This window comes from Pseudoalteromonas sp. NSLLW24 (genome assembly GCF_015864725.1).
GTDB classification, from domain to species: domain Bacteria; phylum Pseudomonadota; class Gammaproteobacteria; order Enterobacterales; family Alteromonadaceae; genus Pseudoalteromonas; species Pseudoalteromonas arctica.
The window spans coordinates 31,094-53,747 of the sequence record NZ_JADYWQ010000015.1 but is presented as its reverse complement, the minus strand read 5'-3'; the positions used below and the strand labels follow the sequence as shown (position 1 = coordinate 53,747).

Genomic DNA, 22,654 nt, shown 5'->3' with positions numbered 1-22,654 from the left:
ATTTTTTTGTCTGAAATTTAAAAAGAGGATTATATTGATGTTTTATGATTTAGCTCGCCGTTTTATGTTTACCCGTGATGCGGAGTGGGCGCATGAGTTCGCACTTAATAATCTTCGTCGTTTTGCTAATACGCCTCTAAATATAGCTTGGTCACAAAGTGTTTCAGATAAACCCGTAAACTTTTTAGGTCTTGAATTTAAAAACCCAGTAGGGCTTGCCGCTGGCCTGGATAAAAATGCAGAATGTATAGATGCATTTAGCCAAATGGGATTTGGTTTTATTGAAGTTGGAACGGTTACACCGCGTCCTCAAGTTGGTAATGATAAGCCACGTATTTTTAGACTTCCAGAGTCAAACGCAATTATTAACCGTATGGGTTTTAATAATAAAGGTGTTGATAATTTAGTCGAAAATGTAAAAGCAGCAAAGTACAGTGGCATACTCGGTATCAATATTGGTAAAAATAAAGATACACCTAACGAGCAAGGTAAAGATGACTATATTCATTGTATGCGTAAAGTATTTGAGCATGCCTCATACATTACGGTAAATATTTCATCACCAAATACCCCAGGGCTTCGTGATTTACAATACGGTGCTGCACTTGACGATTTGTTGCAAAGTCTTAAAAATGAACAGTTAGATTTAATTGCAAAGCATAATAAGCAAGTTCCTATGCTTGTAAAAATTGCACCGGATCTCGATCAAATACAAATAGAGCAAGTAAGTGAATCACTTTTAAATAATAAAATTGATGGTGTAATTGCCACAAACACAACGCTTGAACGAGCCGCAGTCATGGGGCAGCAATATGCACAAGAGGCGGGCGGTTTATCAGGTCACCCTGTTAGAATGCGCTCTACAGAGGTAGTAAGTGAACTAAAACGCTTAACACAAGGTAAGCTACCAATCATCGGAGTCGGCGGTATTGATGATGCTACATCTGCAAAAGAAAAGTTAGATGCAGGCGCAAATTTAGTTCAGGTTTATACTGGGTTCATCTACAAAGGTCCACAATTGGTAAAGTCGATCGTTAACGGCTTATAAGGATCAGTTATCTAAGCTTTTGATCGTTAGCTAAATGTTCTAAGCAAACATTTTAAAAGTGGTCAAAAGCGGTTATACTCTGAGCAATAATTATTCAATATACCCAAGGAGGAGTAAATGTTACAAGCATCAAAGCAATGGCAGTGGATTACTTGTCCTGATAAAAATCGTTTGTTACTTGATTTAAATGACGACATGCAATTATGCACGCCTTATAAGTTAAGACAGCTCACCGATTCTGTTTTTAAAAATCCACGTTTTAGTCTCGAAGATGCTGCATTTTACGAACAAGTTTATAATTATCTGGATGGATTTGAATTGTGGTCTGCGGCTCAAATTTGTCAAATATCATTAAATGCAACTGCTGTTAAGTATCACTTAAAACCCGTTTTAGCAAAAAGTTGGTTTTTTGAAGAATACACAGGGACAGAGCCAAGCGTAGAGGCAATAGTAAAATTAACATCTAAAGCGCAGTCAGGTGATTTTTTAATTGTAGAGCATTGTCCTGATGCATCTATTTGTTTGAATTTAAGTGAAACCTTTAAATTAGACGAAAACTTATCTTTAGCGCAATTTGAAGTAATCCGTATTTTGAATAATCGAGTACACCCCATTCTAAATCAGCAATATCAAAGTCAAACCGCCTAACCAAATTTAAGCCTTAAGCGTGTCTTTATGGCGTGTTTGTCGCCCAACCTATGTTATAATCCTGCGCAATTAGCTATTAAGGGTTATTACTTTGCAATTTATCGCACTTACTTCTATCGGAATCGAAAATTTATTGGTTGATGAACTAACAGAACTTGGCGCAACCGTGTCTAAGCAAACTGTTGGTTCTGTTCGTTTTGAGGCTGACTCATTACTTGCGCAAAAGGTTTGTTTATCAACTCGTTTTGCAACGCGTGTGCTTATGCTTATTGAAGAAAAAGAAGGCGTAGATGACAAAAATAGCCTGTATAATTTTGCGCGCTCGCAACCTTGGCAAGAATGGTTTGGACCTACGCAAACATTCGCTGTCGACTTCAACGGTACCAATGACTCATTAAAAAACACGCAATTTTCGGGTCTTGTAATCAAAGATGCGATTGTTGACTATTTTAATGATTTATACGAGCAACGTCCTAACGTTGATAAGCAAGATGCTAACGTGCGCGTAGTTGCACGATTAAATCGTTACGGCGTATCGATGTATATTGACTATTCAGGTCCTCGTTTGTCAGAACGTGGTTACCGCCAAGGCCAAGGTAAAGCGCCAATTAAAGAGCACTTAGCTGCTGCATTAATTAAGCGAAGTGGCTGGCTTGAAAATGTAAAACAGCCTTTATTCGATCCATGTTGTGGTGCGGGTACTATTTTGATAGAAGCTGCCGGTATGGCGCGAAACGAAGCGCCAGGATTATTCCGTGAAGGTTTTGCTTTTGAGCGTTTACCCAGTTTTAGAGCCGCTAAGTTTAAAGAGCTTAAAGAAGAGTTACTCGCTAATATTACTGATCCTAAATTGTGGTTAATTGGCCACGATTACGATGAGCAAGTATTAAGTAAAGCAATTGATAATGCTAAACGAGCCGAGCTTGACGACGTGATTAAGTTTAAGCAAAGTGATGCAACTAAACTTACAGCTGTTGCAAAATTACCGGGTGTTGTAATTTCAAACTTACCTTATGGTGAGCGTATTGGCTCTATGGCTGAGCTTGTTGATTTACACCGTAATTTAGGCGTTGGCTTTAAAAAGCACTTCAATCACTGGAAACTTGCCTTATTGGGTATGGACGAGAGCTTATTTAAACTTTTAAAACTTGTGCGCCTCAAGCGTTATAAATTTAAAAATGGCCCGCTTGATGTAGAACTTAACTTATATCAATTAGATGATAAGCAAGTAAGTTTGACCACAGATGACAAAAAAGCACTCAATTTTGAAGGCTCAACGTCATTTGCAAATAGATTGAAAAAAAATAAGCAAGGCTTAAAAAACTGGCTTAAACAAAATAAAATAGATGCTTATCGCGTCTATGAAGCGGATATCCCTGAATACAATGTTGCTGTAGATATTTATGGCGACTCTGCTGTAATTTTTGAATATGCAGCGCCTAAAGAAATTGATGAAAAAACATCAGAAAAACGCCTGCAAGACGTAATAAGTTTAACGGCTCAACAGCTTGAGATTTCACCTGAAAACATTGCTGTAAAAGTACGTAAAAAGCAGAAGGGCGAAGATCAGTACACCGCTATGTCTAAACAAAACCGTACTATGGTTGTTGAAGAGTTTGGTGCTAAGTTCAAAGTTAATTTATTTGACTACTTAGACACAGGCTTGTTTTTAGACCATCGCTTAATGCGCCGTTATATTCAAGAAAATGCTAAAGATAAACGTTTCTTAAACCTTTTTGCATACACAGGTACAGCTTCTGTACATGCTGCTCTTGGTGGTGCCAAAGCCATTACTACAGTCGATTTATCAAAGACCTACTTAAAATGGGGCCAAGATAACTTTGATTTAAATGGTATTAGTAATACACGATACCGTTTTGAACAAGCAGATTGTTTAAAATGGTTAGAGCACGCAACAGCGCAATATGATTTGATATTTTTAGATCCTCCAACGTTTTCAAACTCAAAACGTATGAAAGACGCGTTTGATGTACAGAGCGATCACATTAAATTATTAACGTGGGTTAAAAAGATTTTAAGCCCATCAGGTACCTTAATTTTCTCTAATAACAAACGTGGCTTTGTGATAGATGAAGTTGGTCTGATTGGTTTAGGTTTAAAAGCCATTAATATTTCAGATAAAACGTTATCACCAGACTTTAAACGTAATAAAAAAATCCATAATAGCTGGTTAATCACACATGGCTAAATGGGTTTTATACCACACTGATGGTTGCCACTTGTGCGAGCAAGCTGAGCAACTTATCACTGAGGTACTTAGTAATACGAGTGAGTTATTACTAATCGATATTATGACTGATGAGCAGCTTATAGCTGAGTATCAAATTACTATTCCTGTATTAAAAAGTGAAAAAGGCGAGCAATTATTTTGGCCTTTTACTTTACACACTGTGCGCGAATTTTTAGCACAAGCAGAATAAGAGCAAATAAGAACTATGGATTTAATTAGAATTTTAAAAGCACAACTTGCTTTTGGTACGCATGCTTTGCTTAACAAAGCAGATGCCGTTATAGAAAGTGGCGAAAGAGTGTGTGTTGTTGGTCGAAATGGCGCGGGTAAGTCAACTCTATTAAAAGTGCTTGATGGCGAAGTTGTATTAGATGATGGTGAAATAAATCAGCTAGGCGGGATTAGAATTTCTCGTTTAGAACAAGATCCACCAAAAGGCGCAAATGGCACTGTATTTGATTACGTTGCGCAAGGTATGCCTGAGATTGCAAACTTACTAATTGATTTTCATCATGTAAGTAATGAGTTGCAAACAGTGTGTACTGATAAGTTATTAAACAAGCTTGAACGTTTATCAAATCAATTAGAAGCGGCTGATGGCTGGCGCTTTGATAGCCGAATTCAATTAGTGCTAACACAATTAGAATTAACGCCAGAAGCTAAACTTGAGTCTCTTTCTGGTGGTTGGTTACGTAAAGTAGCACTTGCACGTGCACTTGTTAGTGAGCCTGATTTATTATTACTTGATGAGCCAACAAACCATTTAGACATGGCAAGCGTCATGTGGCTTGAACAGTTTTTAAAAGAATTTAAAGGCGGTATTGTATTTATATCGCATGACCGTGCGTTTATTCGTGCTGTTGCTACGCGTATTTTAGATTTAGACCGTGGTAAGCTTATTTCGTACCCTGGTGATTACGCTACGTACTTAGAGCAAAAAGCCCATGATTTAAAAGTAGAAGAAAGCCAAAATGCATTGTTCGATAAGCGTTTAGCCGAAGAAGAAACATGGATCCGCCAAGGTGTTAAAGCGCGTAGAACGCGTAACGAAGGTAGAGTTCGTGAGTTAAAACAGCTTCGTACAGAGCGTAAGCAACGTGTTGACCAAGTTGGTAAAACTGACTTTAATATTGAAACAGCAGATCGCTCTGGTAAGTTAGTATTTGAAGCTAAGAATCTTTGTCATGCCTTTAAAGACAAAGTTATTGCTGATGATTTTTCTACACTGGTAATGCGCGGTGACAGAATCGGTCTAGTAGGCCCAAATGGTATTGGTAAAACAACACTATTAAAGCTAATGTTTGGTGATTTAGAACCAGATAGCGGCATAACTAAGCAAGGTGTTAATTTAGAGTTTGCTTACTTTGACCAATATCGTGAAAAACTTGATGAAGAAGCAACAGTTCAAGATAACGTTGCCGAAGGTAAACAAGAAGTGATGATGGGCGGTCGTTCACGCCATGTTTTAGGTTACCTGCAAGACTTTTTATTCCCGCCAGCACGCGCTCGAACCCCTGTTAAAGCACTCTCTGGTGGTGAAAAAAATAGACTGCTATTAGCTAAACTGTTTTTAAAACCATCTAATATACTTGTTCTCGATGAGCCAACGAATGACTTGGACATTGAAACGTTAGAGTTACTAGAGGACATCATTAATCAATACCAAGGTACAGTGCTGATTGTAAGCCATGACCGTGAATTTATTGATAATACATGTTCAAGTGTATGGGCGTTTGAAGGTAACGGTAAAGTTACAGATATTGTAGGTGGCTATAGCGACTATGAGGCTTACGTTAACTATTTAGCTGAACAAGAAAAAAAAACGCAGCAGCAACCAGTAAAAAAAGTTGAAAAAGTAGTCGCTCCAGTTGCTAAACCTGCAGCTAAAACAAATAAACTCTCTTACAAATTAAAACTTGAATTAGAGCAACTACCGAATAAAATGGAAAAACTAGAAGCTGAAATTGAAGCTCAACAAGCTGTAGTTAGTGACTCAGACTTTTTTAAACAAGAGAGTGATGTAACAACTAAAGCATTGAACCATTTGGCACAACTTGAGTCTGACCTTGAAGCTGCGCTTGAGCGCTGGGAAGAACTTGAAGAATTACAGAATCAGTAGTAAGGACTAAAATGAAATATAAATTACTCGCTGCCAGTATTTTAGCGACATTAAGCACTTCAGCAACAAGTGCTACGTACCAGTTAAGTGAATTAGGGACTCTTGAAGACGCTAAATATTCTTATGTAACAGATGTAAGCGAAAGCGGGCATATTATTGGTTTCGCAAATGGTTTATACAATTTACCTATTGATATCAGCTATATAGATTTTACTGAAAATATTATTGAAAATAGCTACGATAATACAGAGGCTGCATTTGATTTAAGTGATAAAGAGATTACCTTTACACTTGATGACATTGAAAATAATGATGCAGTACTTACTAATTCTGATGCACATACTTTCATGGTTAGTTTTTTATCTTCAATTTCTACAAATTTTGAATATCAAAAATTAAGCTCATTAGTTGGCATAAAGTACAATGACACACAAGTAACAGAGCAACCGTTATTTGATGTTGCATCTGTTGATTATGATGGCTTAACGCGTTCAACTATTAACCTTTTTAATGCTGTAAGTGAAGACGGCGTTACTGTTGGTTGGGGCGGTGCTCCTTACGATAAAGTGTCTTTTACACCTGATGGTGAAGATGATGCAGAAACGTGGTTCACACATGAGTTTATAGAACGTGGGATTGTAATAAGTGCTGATGGCAGTATAAGTGTTGAGTTAGAGCCTGAGTTTAATGAATACGGCGGCACAAGCCGCGCTAACGATATAGTCAAAACAAATAGTGGTTACACTGTTGTAGGTAATATCTCTACAAGTATTCCTGATGACAGACAAGATAATATTGATGATAACTGTGATAATGAAGACGAACCAACATCAGTGTGTATCAACTTATTAAATTCTAATATTTCACGAGGCTTATTTAATAAGCGTGCTGTTAAATGGGAACTTGATGAATCGTTAAATATTATTTCTGTTGAAGAGCTTGGTATGGCACTTACACCTGATGAAGGTGAAACGGAAGATGACGCATTTACGAGTACTGCTTTAGCAGTGAACAACAACGGTACAATTGTAGGTTCATCAAATACGCGTTATTACAAAAATGATGATACGATTCTTACAATGCCAGTCTATTTTAAAGACGGTGCAGTCACTGACTTTATTAATCAAGAAGACGATTGGCAGGCTGGTAAATCAATCGCTATTAATGATAATGATGTAATTACAGGTTATGCGACAAAGCGTATTGAAGGTACTCTTCGTAATAAATTCTTCTATCATGACATCGAAACAGGTAATACAGTTTTTCCAACTGATTATTTTTCAAGTTCAAGTTCTTATGGCAACGATATAAATAATCAAGGATATATTGTAGGCGAAGGTGAAGTGGGTGTATCTGATAGCTCACGACTTAAAGAAGCCTTTATTTACAAAATTGGTGAAGATAAAATCACTAATTTGAATGATTTACTGCCTTGTTATGACACTGATGGCGAAACTGACTACGCTTACTCAATGGTTGAAGCAACAGCTATCAATGAAAATAATGAAATATTTGGTACTGCGACTAAGACAGTTGAAAAACTTGATTCTTTAGGCGGTGTTGTAACTGATATCAATGGTGAAATTGAATACGAAAGTATTGCAGTTGCAGTTAAGTTAACGCCAATTGCAAATGGTGAAGTAGAAAACTGTGCTCCAGTAGAAGCAGAAGTGTATGAGCGTAACTCTGCTAGCTTTCCTTGGTATACATTATTGCTATTACCATTAGTTGGCTTAAGACGTATATTTCGCTTTTAAAGTTTACTAATATTGATTATAAAAAAAACCAACTTAATAAAGTTGGTTTTTTTTCGTCTATAATATTTTATAAGATTAGGATTGCCATGAATCTTATAATTATTATTTAGCTTTAACGCTACTAATTATTTCGCGATAACCATGCCTTTTTAACAGAACGGCGCCAAATAATATCAATACCAAAATAGCCGATAATTGATGCAATAGAAGCACATACTAACGAACCTAGTAAAAATGCAGGACCAATAGTTTCTATGCTCTCTAGAAACCAAGACCAACTAGCTTCAAATACAAAGTGTTGCTCAGGCTGATTAAGTATTAATGTACCCACTAAGTATGAGCCATAAAAAATAGGGGGCATAGTTAGAGGGTTTGTAAGCCATACTAATGCTACTGAGATAGGTAAATTAACTCTAAATAATATAGCGCCGGCTGCTGCTAAAACCATTTGAAAAGGAACAGGGATGAAAGCAAAAAATAACCCGACTGCAAATGCACCTCGAGCAGAACGTCTATTTAAATGCCAAAGATTTGCATCTTGTAAAAGGCGTCCAAATATTCTTAGTGATTTATGATGTCTAATTTTATTTGGATCAGGTAAAAATCTTTGGATCGTTTTTTTAGCCATTTAAAGCAACCATTTACATCAGTGTGGATAAGTCTTGGGTTTGTAATTGGCTGTATAGCAACCGTATTTTATTATCAAACTCTCGAATTTACAGTATTCACAATTTTCATTGTTATAGTGAGCGCTTATTTTAAGCCGTTTTTAAATGTATTGTTAGGCTTTATTTGTGCAATTTGCTTCGTTGGTCTGCATTTTTACGTTTTTTATAGTTTTGAAATACCAAAACCGGATGAAAAGTATGCACTTGATTCTACATTAATTGTTGAAGAGGTTATTTCTGACAAAAAACCTCAATATATTAAAGTTAAAATAGTGGCATTAGAAGGGAGTAATTTTTCGGATTTTAGAACACCCAAAGCAATGCTCAGTGTTAATTCTGCACAGCCTTTAATAGTAGGTGATGAATTTTCTGCTTTAATTCATTTAAAACATTTTCGTAGTAATAAAAATTTTAATGTATTTGATAATGAACGTTATGCTTTTATAAGTAGAATATTATTTAAAGGTAAAGTGCTTAATAAAAATCTTAATATTATAAATAGCGACAAACAAAGCATAATTTTAGATTATCAACACTTCCTTAAAAACACTTATACGGATACAAAACTACAGTGGCTCTATTATGCATTGCTTAGCGGTGAAAAATCTTTGATGAGCTACGCTGATAAACAATTAATGCAATCTCTTGGGCTAAGTCATTTACTTGCTATATCGGGGTTACATATTGGTTTGATTTTTAGCTTCGGTTATCTATTTACTCGATTCATTTTTGCAAAAATTAATTCTTCGATTGGGCAATCATTCAACCTGACTCTTTATTACAGTTCATGCGGATTTTTAGTAGCCTTGGTTTATGTGTACTTAAGTGACTTTTTAGTATCGGCAACGCGAGCGCTTATCATGCTGGGTTGTTATTTATTATTGTATTTTCTTGCTAAGCAGCCGCTGCGTTGGCGGAGCATTTTATTTGCCTTGGTTATTGTTCTTATTGTTAACCCATTTAATTTACTCAATCCAGGTCTCTACTTTTCATTTTTAGCGGTTGCTATCATTTTTACAGTTATTAATAAATTACCAATATTAAACACTCGCATAAAAAACAAAGTTATTTCACTGTTTGTTATTCAAATAGCGTTATTTATTGGTTTATTGCCACTTTCACTCTATTTTTTTAATGGGGTAAGTATTGCAGGTTTGATAATAAACTTAATTGCTATACCGCTGCTTTCAATCATTATCTTACCTTTTTTAATTGTTTTTACATTACTGAGTATTTTCTTAGATATAAGTATTTTAATAAACCTGTTTGATACAGGCTTATATGCGCTATTTAAATTGCTTAATGAAATACCAGGATCGTTAAGGTGGATAACGACTGGCAGAATTGACTCAATATTTGTCGTTTTTACTTATATTATTATGTTGATGGTTTATTTTCTTCCTTATAAATGGCTCGCTTTTATTCCCGCAATAACGCTTTTATTAAATTATTGGCTAACAGAAAAGTCTAAGTGGCAACTACATGTATTTGATGTTGGGCATGGACTTATGGCATTAATTGAAAAAGATAATCAAGTGCTTATTTATGATTTTGGCCCCAGTTATTTCAATCGCTTTAGCCGTACGCGAAGTATTTTATTGCCTTATATTAAAGCAAATAATTTAACAGTGAAAACGGCGATTCTAAGTCATGAAGATAATGATCACGCTGGAGGATTACAACATTTCATAGATGCTGGCTTTGGTGAAACATTACAACAATTTCATCCTAAAAATACACATAATGTATGTGAAGTCATAAACATTGATTTTGCTGGATTAAAAGTACAAAGCTTTAGTACAAAAGGGTTTGGAAATGAAAATGATGATTCATGCGTTGTTAGGGTATCAGATAATACCCATAGCGTGTTACTTACCGGTGATATATCAAAGGCGCGTGAAGCATCGCTATTAGCGGATAATAAATCGTTGAAAAGTACAGTAATGTTAAGCCCGCATCATGGCAGCGATACATCCTCAAGTGTTAATTTTATTAATAACGTGGCTCCTAAAGTAGTTATTCATTCAAGTGCCTATAAAGGGCAATGGGAATTCCCCAAGCCTCTTGTCGTCGAACGTTATAACCAAATAAACGCTCAGCAATTTACGACAGGCGTTGAGGGGCAAATCAGTATTAAATTTTATGCAAAGAATTTGTCTATAGAAACAGCAAGAGGGCAGGAAAGTTACTGGTTTATCAAAGATTGACGTTTAGTTTTATCTCATCGGAGGATACAATACAGATTGTTACTGTATTTAGAGAGTGTTATGGATCAAAGTACTACACAAATTTATAAACGTCTTGTCTCATATGTTGGCACCTACAAAAGCGTCGCATTTGTCGCAATTATTGGGATGATAGGCTATTCAGCAATGGATGCTTTATTTATTCAATTAATGAAGCCGTTTATTGATCAAGGTTTGAACCAGCGTAATACAGAAGTTTTAAAGTACGCTCCTTTTGTTGTTATCGCGTTAGTTCTAGGGCGTGGTGTTTTTAACTTTATGTCTTCCTACTGCTTAAGTTATGTAGGCTCCCAAGTTGTACGTTCTTTACGCCAAGAGTTATTTGAGCACATATTGCACTTACCCGTTTCTTTTCATGACAAAAACTCAACGGGAGATTTAATTTCAAAAATCACATTTGATACAGAACAAGTTCAACAAGCAATAACCAAAGCGTTGCTAATCGTGGTTCGAGAAGGTGCATTTGTTGTATTTTTACTTGCGGTAATGTTCTATACCAGTTGGCAACTATCACTGATATTTTTAGTGATCATCCCACTTGTTGCTATTATTGTCGCCGTCGTCTCTAAACGTTTTCGCCACATTTCTAAAAACATTCAATCTGCCATGGGGCAAGTTACCCGTAGCTCAGAACAAATGCTGAGCGGACATAAAGTTATTCATGGTTTTGGTGGTCAAGATCAAGAGATTAATCACTTCTCGAAAATTAATAATCATAATCGTCAGCAACGTATCAAAATGGACGCAACTAAAGCGCTTAGTGTGTCTATAATTCAAATTTTAGCGGCAAGTGCCATGGCAGTTATTTTGTGGGCGGTGTCGTTGCCATCAATGATTGATACGATTACATCTGGTGACTTCATGGCATTAATTGCCTCAATGATGATGTTACTTCGTCCGCTAAAACAACTTGCCAATGTGAATAGTGATATGCAACGTGGTATCTCTGCAGCGCAAAGTATATTTTTAGTTTTAGACGAAGAAATGGAAAAAGATACAGGCACTGTTTCGGTTGATAAAGTTAAAGGTTTAATTGAAGTTAAGAACGTAACCTTTAAGTACCCAACGAAAGATGAAGCCGTATTAAACGATTTGTCGCTAACGATTGAGGCGGGTGAAAGTATTGCTTTAGTTGGGCGCTCAGGCTCAGGTAAGTCGACAATTTCTAACTTGTTACCACGCTACTATGACTTAGAGTTACCGAGTGAAATTTTACTTGATGGCATAGCACTGCAGGACTATAAATTAACTGATCTGCGTCGCCAATTTGCTTTAGTCTCTCAGCAGGTTGTGTTATTTAACGACACGATTGCTAACAATATTTGTTATGGCATAAAGCACGATGTGTCTGTTGAAGAGTTAGAACAAGTTGCCAAACAAGCGCACGTGTGGGAATTTGTTAAAGACTTGCCAGAGCAATTAAACACCATGGTAGGCGAAAATGGCGTAATGCTCTCCGGTGGCCAACGCCAGCGAATAGCGATAGCGCGTGCAATATTAAAAGATGCACCTATTTTGATTTTAGATGAGGCAACATCAGCACTTGATACCGAATCAGAAAAGCTTATTCAGCAAGCGTTAGAAACGCTAATGAAAGATAAAACCTCTATTGTTATAGCACATCGCTTATCTACTATTGAAAACAGTGACCGAATTTATGTTATTGATAACGGTCGTGTGATAGAAAGTGGCGATCATAGTAGCTTATTAGCAAATGACGGTACTTATTCAGCACTTTGCAAAATGCAGTTTGGTGATCAGGCGTGAGCAAAATAGAGCAAAGCTGGTATAAACCATTTGGTCTAATTACTTTACTGTTATTACCATTAAGTGCTTTGTTTTGGGTTGTATCGTCATTTCGAAAATACTTATACAGCGCTAAAATACTTAAATCTTTTGAGTGCAAAACGCCTGTAATTGTAGTTGGCAATATAAGCGTTGGCGGTAATGGTAAAACGCCTTTTGTTTTGTGGCTGTATAGTCATTTAACACAGCAAGGTTTATCAGTGGGTATTATTAGTAGAGGTTATGGTGGGCAATCAGATAATTACCCGCTGTTAGTCACTTCAGTTGTTGACGCCCAACAGGCTGGAGATGAGCCTGTACTTTTATACCATCGTTTAAAGTGCCCAATAGCTGTTGGCCCTAATAGACAACACAATATCGATTTATTAGAAAAAAATCATACGCTAGATGTCATTATTTCTGATGATGGGATGCAGCATTATAAAATGCCTCGTAGCATTGAGTGTTGTATTGTTGATAGTGAACGCCGCTTTGGTAATGGTTTTGTTATGCCCGCAGGGCCACTACGCGAAACAACTAAACGCTTACAAAGTGTTGATATAGTAATTGAAAATGGCGGTCAGGCTAATAATAGCTACGTGCTGCAAGTAAGTAACCTTCGCTTAGTTAATTCAAGTGATGACGCAAAAAGTAACGTAAGCGAGGCACATGCAATAAGTGCAATTGGGAACCCTAAACGGTTTGAAAACTCATTAGAAGCACAAAATATTAAGCTATTGTCGACTCATCACTTTAGAGATCATTATGCTTATACAGCAGATGATTTTATTCAGTTTGGTGATGATTGCATTATAATGACCGAAAAAGACGCGGTTAAATGTAAGTCCTTTGCAAAACCTAATTGGTATTATTTACCTGTAGATGCAGAGCCTTCCGATAGCGTAATAAACACATTAAATTCATTATTAAAAGAAAAAGGAATACTCAATGGCCTTTGATACAAAATTACTCGAGATAATTGCCTGCCCAGTTTGTAAGGGTAAATTACGCTTTGATAGAGAAAACAACGAACTAATTAGTACTGCAGCTAAGCTTGCTTACCCCGTTCAAGATGATATTCCAGTATTGCTTGAAAACGAAGCACGTGAGTTATCTTTAGAAGAGGTTGAAAAGTGGAATTCGTAGTTGTAATTCCTGCACGTTTTGCATCAACCCGACTACCTGGTAAGCCGCTTGCTGATATTTGCGGTAAGCCAATGGTTCAACATGTTTACGAAAAAGCATGTTTATCAGGTGCAAGTAAAGTGGTTATAGCAACCGATCATCAAAAAGTGTTTGATGCAGTAAGTTTATTTACTAGTGATGTTGTAATGACTCGCGAAGATCACCAATCGGGTACTGAGCGTTTAGCCGAAGTAGTTGATTTACTTGATCTCGACAGCAATACAATTGTGGTTAATGTACAAGGCGATGAGCCCTTACTTGCGCCAGAAAACGTATCTCAAGTTGCTGCACTATTAAGTGATTCAACAGCACCAATGGCAACGTTAAGTGTTGCTATTGAAGAGCGTGATGAAGTATTTAATCCTAATGCCGTTAAAGTGGTTAGCGATATAAATAAAAATGCGCTGTATTTTTCTCGTGCAAGTATTCCGTTTGATAGAAGCACAATGATGAATGACAGCAGTGCTCTTAATTTAGCGCCATTTCAGCGCCACGTAGGTATTTATGCGTACAGAGCGGGTTTTATTAAACAATATATAGAATTGAGCGTATCGCCACTTGAGCTACTTGAATCGCTTGAGCAGTTACGTGTGTTGTATCATGGTTATAAAATCAAAATAGAACAAGCTCAAATAGCCCCTCATGCAGGTGTCGATACGCCCGATGACTTAGCGAAAGTGATAGCGCATATTAAAAGTACAAGCGCGTGAGTGAACAAGTAAGTAAAATATTAAAAATCGTTTTTACACATAACGATTTTTATATTTTAGAAAAGCCAGCGGGTCTTAATTTTCATTCGGAAGAGGGCCCCGGCTTTGTTGTGTTAGCCGAACAACAATTAGCGCAAAAGCTTTATGCCGTTCATCGTTTAGATAAAGTGACATCAGGGCTGATTATTTTAGCGCGAAACAAAGCCGCTGCGGCCAGCTTTACTGTTATGTTTACTGAGCATGCGATTGCTAAATTTTATTTAGCGATTAGTGACGCTAAACCAAAAAAGAAGCAAGGTTGGATTAAAGGCGATATGGCTAAATCTCGCCGTGGCTCGTTTAAGTTACTAACGAGTAAGCTTAACCCTGCAATCACCCGATTTTATTCGCTAAGTTATAAGCCGGGATTTAGAGGGTATATTTTAAAGCCTTATTCAGGAAAGACGCATCAATTAAGAGTGGCACTAAAAAGTATTGGCTCTGCTATTTTAGGCGATGCAATGTATTCAGGCACGCCATCAAATCGTACCTATTTACATGCATATGCATTGAGCTTTTTATGGCTAGGTGAACAAATACAGCTAACTTTATTACCCGATAATGGTGATGAGTATTTGGCGTTAATTAAACATCAAGATTTTCAAGCATGGCAATCGCCATGGCAACTGGATTGGTAAATGAGCGAAAAAGTTACAGATATACGTTTTGGTGGTATTAAACGTTTATATGGTCATCAACAGTTTGATTGGCTTCAAGAAGCACATTTTTGTGTAGTAGGGATTGGTGGTGTAGGGAGCTGGACAGCAGAAGCACTTGCACGTACTGGTGTTGGTAAAATAACATTGATTGATTTGGATGATATTTGCGCGACTAACGTCAATAGACAAATTCATGCGTTAACGGGCACTATTGGTCAAGCTAAAGTAGATGCAATGAAAGCGCGCTGCGAGCTTATTAATCCAGAGTGCCAAATTAATGTAATAGATGACTTTATTACGCTTGATAATATTCAAGAGCATATTCAAGGTTTTGATTATGTAATTGATTGTATTGATGCAGTTAAAGAAAAAGCAGCATTAATTGCTCACTGTAAACGTAATAAACTACCTATAATTACAACTGGTGGTGCTGGCGGGCAAACAGATCCTAGCCAAATAACGTTTGGTGATGTAGCCAAAACTACGCAAGACCCATTGCTTGCAAAAGTACGTTATATTTTGCGTAAGCAATATAATTTTAGTAATAATCCTAAACGTAAATTTAATATTGATTGTGTTTACTCAACAGAGCAATTGGTTTACCCAGGAAGCGATGGCAGCGTATGTCATGCAAAGCAAAGTGCTGATGGCTCGATGAATATGGATTGTAATAATGGTTTTGGATCTGTGACTATGATCACAGGAAGCTTTGGCTTTTTTGTTGCGGCAAAAGCGGTGCGTAAATATCTAGATAAAAAACAACGCTCGCAAGCTTAGTTTTTGCTAACTAAGCTTTTGTTGTGCCATGGTTTGTATTTTATCAACCATGGCTTTAATACCATTACCACGTGATGCGCTTAAGTGGCTTATAAGGCCGAGCTTTTCAAATTCTTCATACGCATTTTTATTCACTACTTGCTCTGGTGTGAGGCCATTGTAAAGCGCTAAAATAATGGCTAATAATCCTTTTACTATACGTGTATCTGAGTCACCAATTACAACAAGTGTATTTTCTGTTAAATCAAATTCAACAAACATCCATACTTTGCTTTCACAGCCTGGTACAAGTGCATCATCAGTCTTCAAAACATCAGCTAAAACAGGTAAAGTTTTTCCTAAAAGCATTATCTCACGATATTTTTGCTGCCAAGCGGGCGCATTTTTTATAGATTCTGTGACTTTGTTAAACGTATTTGTCATGAGTTATCCTAATTAATTCTATTAAAGTGACGTTTAGTCCAGTAAAGCGATACATTTTTTAAGTGAATCAATGAATATATCTACATCTTCATAGGTATTATAAAAACAAAAGCTCGCTCTTAGCGTTCCATTAAGCCCTAAATGTGTCATTAATGGCTGTGTACAATGGTGTCCACTCCTTACTGCAACCCCGTACCCGTCAAGTAAAGTTGCCAAATCATAAGGATGTTCATCATTTAAGTTGAAGCAGAGTGTACCAATATTGTCAGATAGGTTGCTATATATTGTAATACCATCAATCTTTACCAATTTTTGAGCGGCATAACTAAACAATTTTTGCTCATATTGCTGGATTTTTGCGTGATCTAATTCATTTAAATAGTCTAATGCGGCACCAAAGCCTAAAACTCCAGAGATATTTGGTGTTCCAGTTTCAAATTTTGCAGGCGCAGGACGATAAGTACTGTGAGTTAAGTACACTTTATCGATCATTTCCCCACCTGATTGGTAAATCTCAAGGGTATTTAATTGCTCATATCGACCATAAAGTACACCTAATCCTGTTGGACCGAGCATTTTATGGCTTGAGCAGACATAAAAGTCACAGTTTAATTCACGTAAATCGGGTTTTAAATGCAGTGCACCCTGTGCACCATCCACTAGAACAAGAGAATTGACGTCTTTTGCAGCTCTAATAAGTGGTTTTAAATCGGTGATATTACCCAGTGTGTTAGATGCTTGTGTAATAGCTAATAGGGTAGGTTTTGTTTCTTTTATAAATTCACAGCATTCTTTGGTGTTCAGCGTGCCATTTTTATTTAGTGGAAGCGCTATTAATTTAGCACCCGTTTGTTGACTCACTATTTGCCAAGGCACTATGTTTGCATGATGCTCAAGCGGAGATATCATTATGGTATGACTTTCATTTAAGCGCTTTTTTAATCCGTTAGCGACCAAGTTAATGGCTTCTGTAGCGCCTTTAGTCCATACAATCTCTTTACTAAATACATTGAAATACTCTGCAGTTTTATCCCGTACTTGTTCATATGCATAAGTTGCTTGCTCGCTAAGTGTATGGCGTCCACGGTGTACATTAGCGTTTTGAAACGTATAGAATTCAGTAATTGTATCTATAACTGATTGAGGCTTTTGTGAGGTTGCTGCTGAGTCTAAATAAACAAGCGGGCAGCCGTTTATTGTTTGATTTAATGTTGGGAAGTCGTTTCTAATTTTATTTATATCAAACTTTAAAGCAAGCATGGCTCATCTACATAGTGTTTTTAAGGCAGGAATTGTAATCGGTTTATGATAATTCTCAAGTGTTGTTAATAAAAAAGGCCGCAAAATGCGGCCTTTTTAAACTAACCAACGTTAATTAACGCTTGTCAGTTGATACGTAGTCACGTTGAGTGTAACCAGTATAAAGTTGACGAGGACGGCTGATCTTATGACCAGGTTGAGATAGCATCTCATCCCAGTGAGTGATCCAACCAACAGTACGTGCCATTGCAAAGATTACAGTGAACATGCTTGTTGGAATACCAATCGCTTTTAAGATAATACCAGAGTAGAAATCTACATTAGGGTATAGTTTTTTCTCTACAAAGTATGGGTCTTCAAGCGCAATTTGCTCAAGCTTCATAGCAATATCAAGAAGTGGATCTTGGATATTCAGCTCAGCTAAAACTTCGTGACACGTTTGACGCATTACTGTAGCGCGTGGGTCAAAGTTTTTGTAAACACGGTGTCCAAAGCCCATAAGGCGGAACGGGTCAGCTTTATCTTTAGCTTTAGCTACGTATTCATCAATACGGTCAACAGAGCCAATCTCTTCTAACATGTTTAAACATGCTTCATTAGCGCCGCCGTGAGCAGGGCCCCATAAAGATGCAATACCAGCTGCAATACATGCATACGGGTTAGCACCAGATGAACCAGCAAGACGAACTGTTGAAGTTGATGCATTTTGTTCATGATCTGCATGAAGCATAAAGATTTTATCCATCGCTTTTGCAGTTACTGGATTAACTTTATATTCTTCAGCAGGTACAGAGAACATCATGTGTAAGAAGTTTTCTGCGTAGCTTAAATCGTTACGTGGGTATACAAACGGTTGGCCGATATTTGTTTTATAAGCCATTGCCGCGATTGTTGGTAACTTAGCAACAAGCTTAACTGCGCTTGTTTTACGTTGTTCAGCATCAGTAATATCAAGGTCTTCATGATAGAAAGATGATAATGCACCTACTACGCCACAAAGCATTGCCATTGGGTGAGCGTCAAAGCGGAAACCTTGGAAAAAGTTAGCAATTTTCTCGTCAAGCATAGTGCTTGTAGTGATTTCATTCTTAAAAACTTCATATTGTTCTTTAGAAGGTAACTCACCATTTAAAAGTAAGTAACAAAGTTCAATGTAATTTGAGTCTTCAGCTAATTGCTCAATTGGGTAACCACGGTGAAGTAGTACACCTTTACCACCATCAATATAGGTGATTGCAGATTCACAAGAACCAGTCGACATGAAACCTGGGTCATAAGTAAAGTGACCGTGTGAACCTAACGTACGTACGTCGATTACATCTTGGCCAGCAGTGCCTTGATAAATTGGAAGTTCGATTGGATCTAGTCCATCAATTTGGACTGTGGCTTTTTTATCTGCCATCGTTATGTATCTCCTATTAAGATATCTATTCTGATTTTTAGATTTTAAAGTTCTGAAATCTGTTTTAAGCACATCTTCTCATTTTAACGTGAAAGAGGGGGTTAAAGTCAATTTTTATAAACATTATGCATATATGTATAATAAATATTCGGTATTAATTAAATATAATACTATTGGCTAATTCGCAAACATCTCTAAATAAACAAGAATTGTAAAAAGCCCTGTGGGTATATATACTAACGGTGGTTTTAAACCGTATTGTATTTGGGTAAACATATTCTTAACAGCTTAAAATTTACAGGTTTGTGAACTTTAATTGTTTTGGTACGTTTATTTTGATAGTTCCATCAGTAATATTTGGTGGGTTTTTAGAAAAACAAGTAGATGAGCTCCACTGTGAGCAAAGATGGGCAAGTAACTGTGAAAAAGCAAAGACCTGTAAATCTAGATCTAACAACTATATCTATGCCGGCAACGGCTAAAGCTTCAATTTTTCACCGCGTCACCGGTGTTGCATTATTTTTTGCTTTAACGTTTGTCATTTGGGCTTGGTCTGAGTCTCTCTCTTCAGCTGAAAGTTTTGAATTCGTCAAGGGTCTGTTTAACGGATTCATTGCCAAATTTATAGCTTGGGGCACTGTTTCTGTATTAGGTTATCACCTTATTGGTGGTATCCGTCATATGATTATGGATATGGGACATTGGGAAGAACTTGAATCAGGTAACCTCAGCGCTAAAGTTTCAATGGCTCTTGGTGTTGTGTTTGCCGTATTGGCAGGGGTGTGGATATGGTTTTAAATCAAGCAACTCTAAAACGTGATGGTGTACAAGATTTCGTATCTTTACGTACCACGGCATTAATAATCAGCGCTTACGCGATTTTTATTATCGGCTATTTTTTAGCGACGCCAGAAGTCACTTTCGAAGCCTGGACAGGCCTCTTCTCTAACCTAGCAATGAAAGGGTTTACGTTAATTACCCTTGTTTGCATTATGGTTCATACCCGCATTGGCCTTTGGCAAGTTCTTACAGACTATGTTAAGTGCGCAAAGCTTCGTGCAGTTTTAGGTTTTGTATTAAACCTAATGGCCGTTGCTTACGTAGCTATTGGTCTAATCGTATTATGGGGTGTTTAAGTGAAATATTCTGTTCGTGAATTTGACGCCGTAGTAATTGGTGCAGGTGGTGCAGGTATGCGCGCTGCTTTAGCAATTACAGAATCTGGCAAAACGTGTGCATTAATATCTAAAGTATTTCCAACGCGCTCACACACTGTATCTGCTCAAGGCGGTATTACGGTTGCGCTTGGTAATTCACACGAAGATAACTGGGAATGGCATATGTACGATACCGTTAAAGGTTCCGATTTTATCGGTGACCAAGACGCTATTGAATACATGTGTCAAACTGGCCCAGAAGCTATTACCGAATTAGAAAACATGGGTTTACCATTTTCTCGTTTTGAAAATGGCCGTGTTTACCAACGTCCTTTCGGTGGTCAATCGAAAAACTTTGGTGGTGAACAAGCCGCACGTACTGCAGCAGCTGCTGACCGTACTGGTCATGCTTTATTACACCTTCTATATCAACAAAACGTTAAAAACAAAACAAATGTATTCTCTGAATGGTATGCACTTGATTTAGTTAAAAACGATAATGGTGATGTAGTAGGGTGTACTGCAATTGAGATTGAGACAGGTGAAGTTACCTTCTTCAAATCTAAAGCTGTTGTATTAGCTACTGGTGGTGCAGGTCGTATATTTGCATCAACCACTAATGCTCACATTAACACTGGTGACGGTGTTGGTATGGCAACACGTGCTGGTATTTCTATGCAAGACATGGAAATGTGGCAGTTCCACCCAACGGGTATCGCAGGTGCTGGTACGCTAGTAACTGAAGGTTGTCGTGGTGAAGGCGGTTATCTTTTAAATAAAGATGGCGAACGCTTCATGGAACGTTACGCACCAAACGCAAAAGACTTAGCGTCTCGCGACGTTGTTGCACGTTCAATGATGACTGAAATCCGTGAAGGTCGTGGTTGTGATGGTCCTTGGGGTCCACATCTTAAGTTAAAACTTGACCATTTGGGTGAAGAAACACTTAACTTACGTCTTCCTGGCGTATGTGACCTTGCTAAAACATTTGCTCACGTTGACCCTGCAAAAGAGCCAATTCCAGTAATTCCAACTTGTCATTATATGATGGGTGGTGTTCCTACTAATGTAAATGGACAAGCGCTACAAATCGATGCTCAAGGCAACGAAACAGTAGTTCAAGGTTTATTTGCAGTAGGTGAGATTGCATGTGTATCTGTACACGGTGCAAACCGCTTAGGTGGTAACTCATTACTTGATTTAGTTGTGTTTGGTCGTGCTGCGGGTAACTTCTTAGGTAAGTACCTAAATGACGTTGAAATATCTAAAGCTGCTTCAGAATCAGACTTAGAAGCGTCTCTTGCACGTTACAATCGTTGGGAAAATTCAACGGCTGGCCAAGGTGAAGATCCAGTTCAAATCAAAAAAGACCTACAACAATGTATGCAGCTTAACTTCTCGGTATTCCGTGAAGGTGACTCAATGGCTGCAGGTCTTCAAGAACTTAAAGAAATTCGCGAACGTCTGCAACATGCTCGTCTTGATGATAAATCATCAGACTTCAATACGCAGCGTATCGAATGTCTTGAACTAGACAACTTAATGGAAACAGCTTACTCGACTGCAGTAGCTGCAAACTTCCGTACAGAAAGCCGTGGTGCACATTCTCGCTTTGACTACCCAGATCGTGATGACGAAAACTGGTTATGTCACTCAGTATTCAATCCTGTAACGGATGAAATGAGTAAGCGTGATGTAAACTATGCGCCTAAAACGCGTGAAGCTTTCCCACCTAAAGCACGTGTTTACTAGGAGATAGACGATGGCACAAGTACAATTTTCAGTTTATCGTTATAATCCAGATGTTGACAACGCTCCTCGTATGCAAGAATACACCTTGCAAACAGAGGAAGGTCACGACATGATGGTGTTGGATGCACTTATTCTTCTAAAAGAACAAGATCCTACATTATCTTTCCGTCGTTCATGCCGTGAAGGTGTGTGTGGATCTGATGGTGTTAACATGAATGGTAAAAATGGTTTAGCATGTATTACTCCTTTATCTACGCTACAAAAAAATGGCAAAGGTAAAATCGTAGTACGTCCATTACCAGGTTTACCTGTGGTTCGTGACCTTGTTATTGACATGAGTCAGTTCTACACTCAGTACGAAAAAGTTAAACCTTATTTAATTAATGATCAGCCTGCAGCAGGCGAACGTCTTCAAACTATTGAAGAACGTGATAAATTAGATGGGCTTTATGAGTGTATTTTGTGTGCATGTTGTTCAACATCGTGTCCTTCGTTCTGGTGGAATCCAGACAAGTTCATTGGTCCAGCAGGCCTTCTTCATGCTTACCGTTTCTTGGCTGATAGCCGAGATACAGCAACTGAAGAACGTTTAGCGGATTTAGACGATGCGTTCAGTGTGTTCCGTTGTCACAGTATCATGAACTGTGTTAGCGTTTGTCCTAAGGGTCTTAATCCGACCAAAGCAATTGGACAAATCAAATCTATGTTACTAAACCGAGCGGTTTGATAGCTTAGTAAAGGTAAGATGGCTAATATTAAATTATATTA

21 protein-coding genes are annotated in these 22,654 nt (G+C 37.6%); 17 read left to right on the top strand and 4 right to left on the bottom strand.

Annotation, left to right across the window (positions count from 1 at the left end):
• Positions 1-37: 37 nt before the first annotated feature.
• The 6 genes from pyrD to I6E72_RS14940 all read left to right on the top strand — a co-directional run bounded on the left by pyrD (position 38) and on the right by I6E72_RS14940 (position 7,823).
• Positions 38-1,048, top strand: a complete 1,011-nt coding sequence (gene pyrD / locus I6E72_RS14965; RefSeq protein WP_010552659.1) for a quinone-dependent dihydroorotate dehydrogenase — start codon at positions 38-40, stop codon at positions 1,046-1,048.
• A gap of 117 nt (positions 1,049-1,165) precedes the next feature.
• The gene (locus tag I6E72_RS14960) at positions 1,166-1,696 is read left to right on the top strand and encodes a cell division protein ZapC (protein ID WP_007586900.1); all 531 of its coding nucleotides are present in this window, start codon (positions 1,166-1,168) and stop codon (positions 1,694-1,696) included.
• A 91-nt stretch (positions 1,697-1,787) separates the two neighbouring features.
• Positions 1,788-3,905 carry a bifunctional 23S rRNA (guanine(2069)-N(7))-methyltransferase RlmK/23S rRNA (guanine(2445)-N(2))-methyltransferase RlmL gene (rlmKL, locus tag I6E72_RS14955; RefSeq protein ID WP_007586899.1) on the top strand — a complete coding sequence of 706 codons (2,118 nt, stop codon included), beginning with the start codon at positions 1,788-1,790 and terminating at the stop codon, positions 3,903-3,905.
• The gene (locus tag I6E72_RS14950) at positions 3,898-4,137 is read left to right on the top strand and encodes a glutaredoxin family protein (protein ID WP_007586898.1); all 240 of its coding nucleotides are present in this window, start codon (positions 3,898-3,900) and stop codon (positions 4,135-4,137) included. Before rlmKL ends, I6E72_RS14950 begins: the two co-directional genes overlap by 8 nt.
• Positions 4,138-4,152: 15 nt before the next feature.
• Positions 4,153-6,066, top strand: coding sequence for an ATP-binding cassette ATPase Uup (gene uup, locus I6E72_RS14945; RefSeq protein ID WP_024607750.1), 1,914 nt, complete (start codon positions 4,153-4,155; stop codon positions 6,064-6,066).
• Positions 6,067-6,077: 11 nt separating this feature from the next.
• Positions 6,078-7,823 carry a DUF3466 family protein gene (locus I6E72_RS14940; RefSeq protein WP_024589193.1) on the top strand — a complete coding sequence of 582 codons (1,746 nt, stop codon included), beginning with the start codon at positions 6,078-6,080 and terminating at the stop codon, positions 7,821-7,823.
• A gap of 121 nt (positions 7,824-7,944) precedes the next feature.
• On the opposite strand, the gene I6E72_RS14935 is transcribed toward I6E72_RS14940, so the two are convergent.
• Complete coding sequence (locus tag I6E72_RS14935; RefSeq protein WP_007586895.1) at positions 7,945-8,451, bottom strand: DUF2062 domain-containing protein; 507 nt, start codon at positions 8,449-8,451, stop codon at positions 7,945-7,947.
• Between I6E72_RS14935 and I6E72_RS14930 the strand changes: the two genes are divergently transcribed.
• From I6E72_RS14930 to tcdA, 7 genes are read left to right on the top strand one after another with little or no spacing between them, the layout of a single operon-like run.
• Positions 8,431-10,698: a DNA internalization-related competence protein ComEC/Rec2 gene (locus I6E72_RS14930; protein WP_197112892.1), complete on the top strand. Its 2,268-nt coding sequence runs from the start codon at positions 8,431-8,433 to the stop codon at positions 10,696-10,698. The two genes, I6E72_RS14935 and I6E72_RS14930, sit on opposite strands and share 21 nt — an antisense overlap.
• A 60-nt stretch (positions 10,699-10,758) precedes the next feature.
• Entirely contained in the window at positions 10,759-12,504 is a 1,746-nt protein-coding gene (gene msbA / locus I6E72_RS14925; RefSeq protein ID WP_033027175.1) for a lipid A export permease/ATP-binding protein MsbA, read from the top strand.
• Complete coding sequence (gene lpxK / locus I6E72_RS14920; RefSeq protein ID WP_197112890.1) at positions 12,501-13,481, top strand: tetraacyldisaccharide 4'-kinase; 981 nt, start codon at positions 12,501-12,503, stop codon at positions 13,479-13,481. The genes msbA and lpxK overlap by 4 nt, the downstream gene beginning before the upstream one ends.
• Positions 13,471-13,668 carry a Trm112 family protein gene (locus I6E72_RS14915; protein ID WP_002961789.1) on the top strand — a complete coding sequence of 66 codons (198 nt, stop codon included), beginning with the start codon at positions 13,471-13,473 and terminating at the stop codon, positions 13,666-13,668. Before lpxK ends, I6E72_RS14915 begins: the two co-directional genes overlap by 11 nt.
• Positions 13,656-14,417 (top strand): 3-deoxy-manno-octulosonate cytidylyltransferase, encoded by a 762-nt coding sequence (gene kdsB / locus I6E72_RS14910; protein ID WP_197102985.1) that lies wholly within the window; start codon positions 13,656-13,658, stop codon positions 14,415-14,417. Before I6E72_RS14915 ends, kdsB begins: the two co-directional genes overlap by 13 nt.
• On the top strand, positions 14,414-15,094 hold the full coding sequence (locus I6E72_RS14905) for a TIGR01621 family pseudouridine synthase (RefSeq protein WP_024604817.1): 681 nt from the start codon (positions 14,414-14,416) through the stop codon (positions 15,092-15,094). The genes kdsB and I6E72_RS14905 overlap by 4 nt, the downstream gene beginning before the upstream one ends.
• The gene (tcdA, locus tag I6E72_RS14900) at positions 15,095-15,892 is read left to right on the top strand and encodes a tRNA cyclic N6-threonylcarbamoyladenosine(37) synthase TcdA (RefSeq protein ID WP_024603405.1); all 798 of its coding nucleotides are present in this window, start codon (positions 15,095-15,097) and stop codon (positions 15,890-15,892) included.
• A 6-nt stretch (positions 15,893-15,898) separates the two neighbouring features.
• Here tcdA and I6E72_RS14895 read toward each other — a convergent pair whose 3' ends face one another.
• The 3 genes from I6E72_RS14895 to I6E72_RS14885 form a co-directional block, all read right to left on the bottom strand.
• Entirely contained in the window at positions 15,899-16,315 is a 417-nt protein-coding gene (locus I6E72_RS14895; protein ID WP_007586879.1) for a SufE family protein, read from the bottom strand.
• A 33-nt stretch (positions 16,316-16,348) separates the two neighbouring features.
• A complete protein-coding gene (locus I6E72_RS14890; RefSeq protein WP_197112889.1) occupies positions 16,349-17,575 on the bottom strand; it encodes a SufS family cysteine desulfurase in 1,227 nt (408 codons plus the stop codon).
• 115 nt (positions 17,576-17,690) lie between these two features.
• Positions 17,691-18,977 (bottom strand): citrate synthase, encoded by a 1,287-nt coding sequence (locus I6E72_RS14885; RefSeq protein WP_007586875.1) that lies wholly within the window; start codon positions 18,975-18,977, stop codon positions 17,691-17,693.
• 420 nt (positions 18,978-19,397) lie between these two features.
• Between I6E72_RS14885 and sdhC the strand changes: the two genes are divergently transcribed.
• The 4 genes from sdhC to I6E72_RS14865 are packed head-to-tail and all read left to right on the top strand — an operon-like array spanning position 19,398 to position 22,613.
• On the top strand, positions 19,398-19,775 hold the full coding sequence (gene sdhC / locus I6E72_RS14880) for a succinate dehydrogenase, cytochrome b556 subunit (RefSeq protein WP_076914908.1): 378 nt from the start codon (positions 19,398-19,400) through the stop codon (positions 19,773-19,775).
• Entirely contained in the window at positions 19,766-20,113 is a 348-nt protein-coding gene (sdhD, locus tag I6E72_RS14875) for a succinate dehydrogenase, hydrophobic membrane anchor protein (protein ID WP_007586873.1), read from the top strand. Before sdhC ends, sdhD begins: the two co-directional genes overlap by 10 nt.
• Positions 20,114-21,886: a succinate dehydrogenase flavoprotein subunit gene (gene sdhA, locus I6E72_RS14870; RefSeq protein WP_007375750.1), complete on the top strand. Its 1,773-nt coding sequence runs from the start codon at positions 20,114-20,116 to the stop codon at positions 21,884-21,886.
• A gap of 10 nt (positions 21,887-21,896) precedes the next feature.
• Positions 21,897-22,613 (top strand): succinate dehydrogenase iron-sulfur subunit, encoded by a 717-nt coding sequence (locus tag I6E72_RS14865; protein ID WP_007375751.1) that lies wholly within the window; start codon positions 21,897-21,899, stop codon positions 22,611-22,613.
• Positions 22,614-22,654 lie beyond the last annotated feature (41 nt).

Excerpts from the sequence above, each read along its gene's own strand:
- I6E72_RS14890 (WP_197112889.1), bottom strand. The coding sequence starts at position 17,575 with ATGCTTGCTTTAAAGTTTGATATAAATAAAATTAGAAACGACTTCCCA.
- I6E72_RS14915 (WP_002961789.1), top strand. The coding sequence starts at position 13,471 with ATGGCCTTTGATACAAAATTACTCGAGATAATTGCCTGCCCAGTTTGT.
- I6E72_RS14885 (WP_007586875.1), bottom strand. The coding sequence starts at position 18,977 with ATGGCAGATAAAAAAGCCACAGTCCAAATTGATGGACTAGATCCAATC.
- I6E72_RS14895 (WP_007586879.1), bottom strand. The coding sequence starts at position 16,315 with ATGACAAATACGTTTAACAAAGTCACAGAATCTATAAAAAATGCGCCC.
- I6E72_RS14935 (WP_007586895.1), bottom strand. The coding sequence starts at position 8,451 with ATGGCTAAAAAAACGATCCAAAGATTTTTACCTGATCCAAATAAAATT.
- uup (WP_024607750.1), top strand. The coding sequence starts at position 4,153 with ATGGATTTAATTAGAATTTTAAAAGCACAACTTGCTTTTGGTACGCAT.
- pyrD (WP_010552659.1), top strand. The coding sequence starts at position 38 with ATGTTTTATGATTTAGCTCGCCGTTTTATGTTTACCCGTGATGCGGAG.
- I6E72_RS14940 (WP_024589193.1), top strand. The coding sequence starts at position 6,078 with ATGAAATATAAATTACTCGCTGCCAGTATTTTAGCGACATTAAGCACT.
- I6E72_RS14950 (WP_007586898.1), top strand. The coding sequence starts at position 3,898 with ATGGCTAAATGGGTTTTATACCACACTGATGGTTGCCACTTGTGCGAG.
- msbA (WP_033027175.1), top strand. The coding sequence starts at position 10,759 with ATGGATCAAAGTACTACACAAATTTATAAACGTCTTGTCTCATATGTT.
- sdhD (WP_007586873.1), top strand. The coding sequence starts at position 19,766 with ATGGTTTTAAATCAAGCAACTCTAAAACGTGATGGTGTACAAGATTTC.
- I6E72_RS14960 (WP_007586900.1), top strand. The coding sequence starts at position 1,166 with ATGTTACAAGCATCAAAGCAATGGCAGTGGATTACTTGTCCTGATAAA.
- tcdA (WP_024603405.1), top strand. The coding sequence starts at position 15,095 with ATGAGCGAAAAAGTTACAGATATACGTTTTGGTGGTATTAAACGTTTA.
- I6E72_RS14865 (WP_007375751.1), top strand. The coding sequence starts at position 21,897 with ATGGCACAAGTACAATTTTCAGTTTATCGTTATAATCCAGATGTTGAC.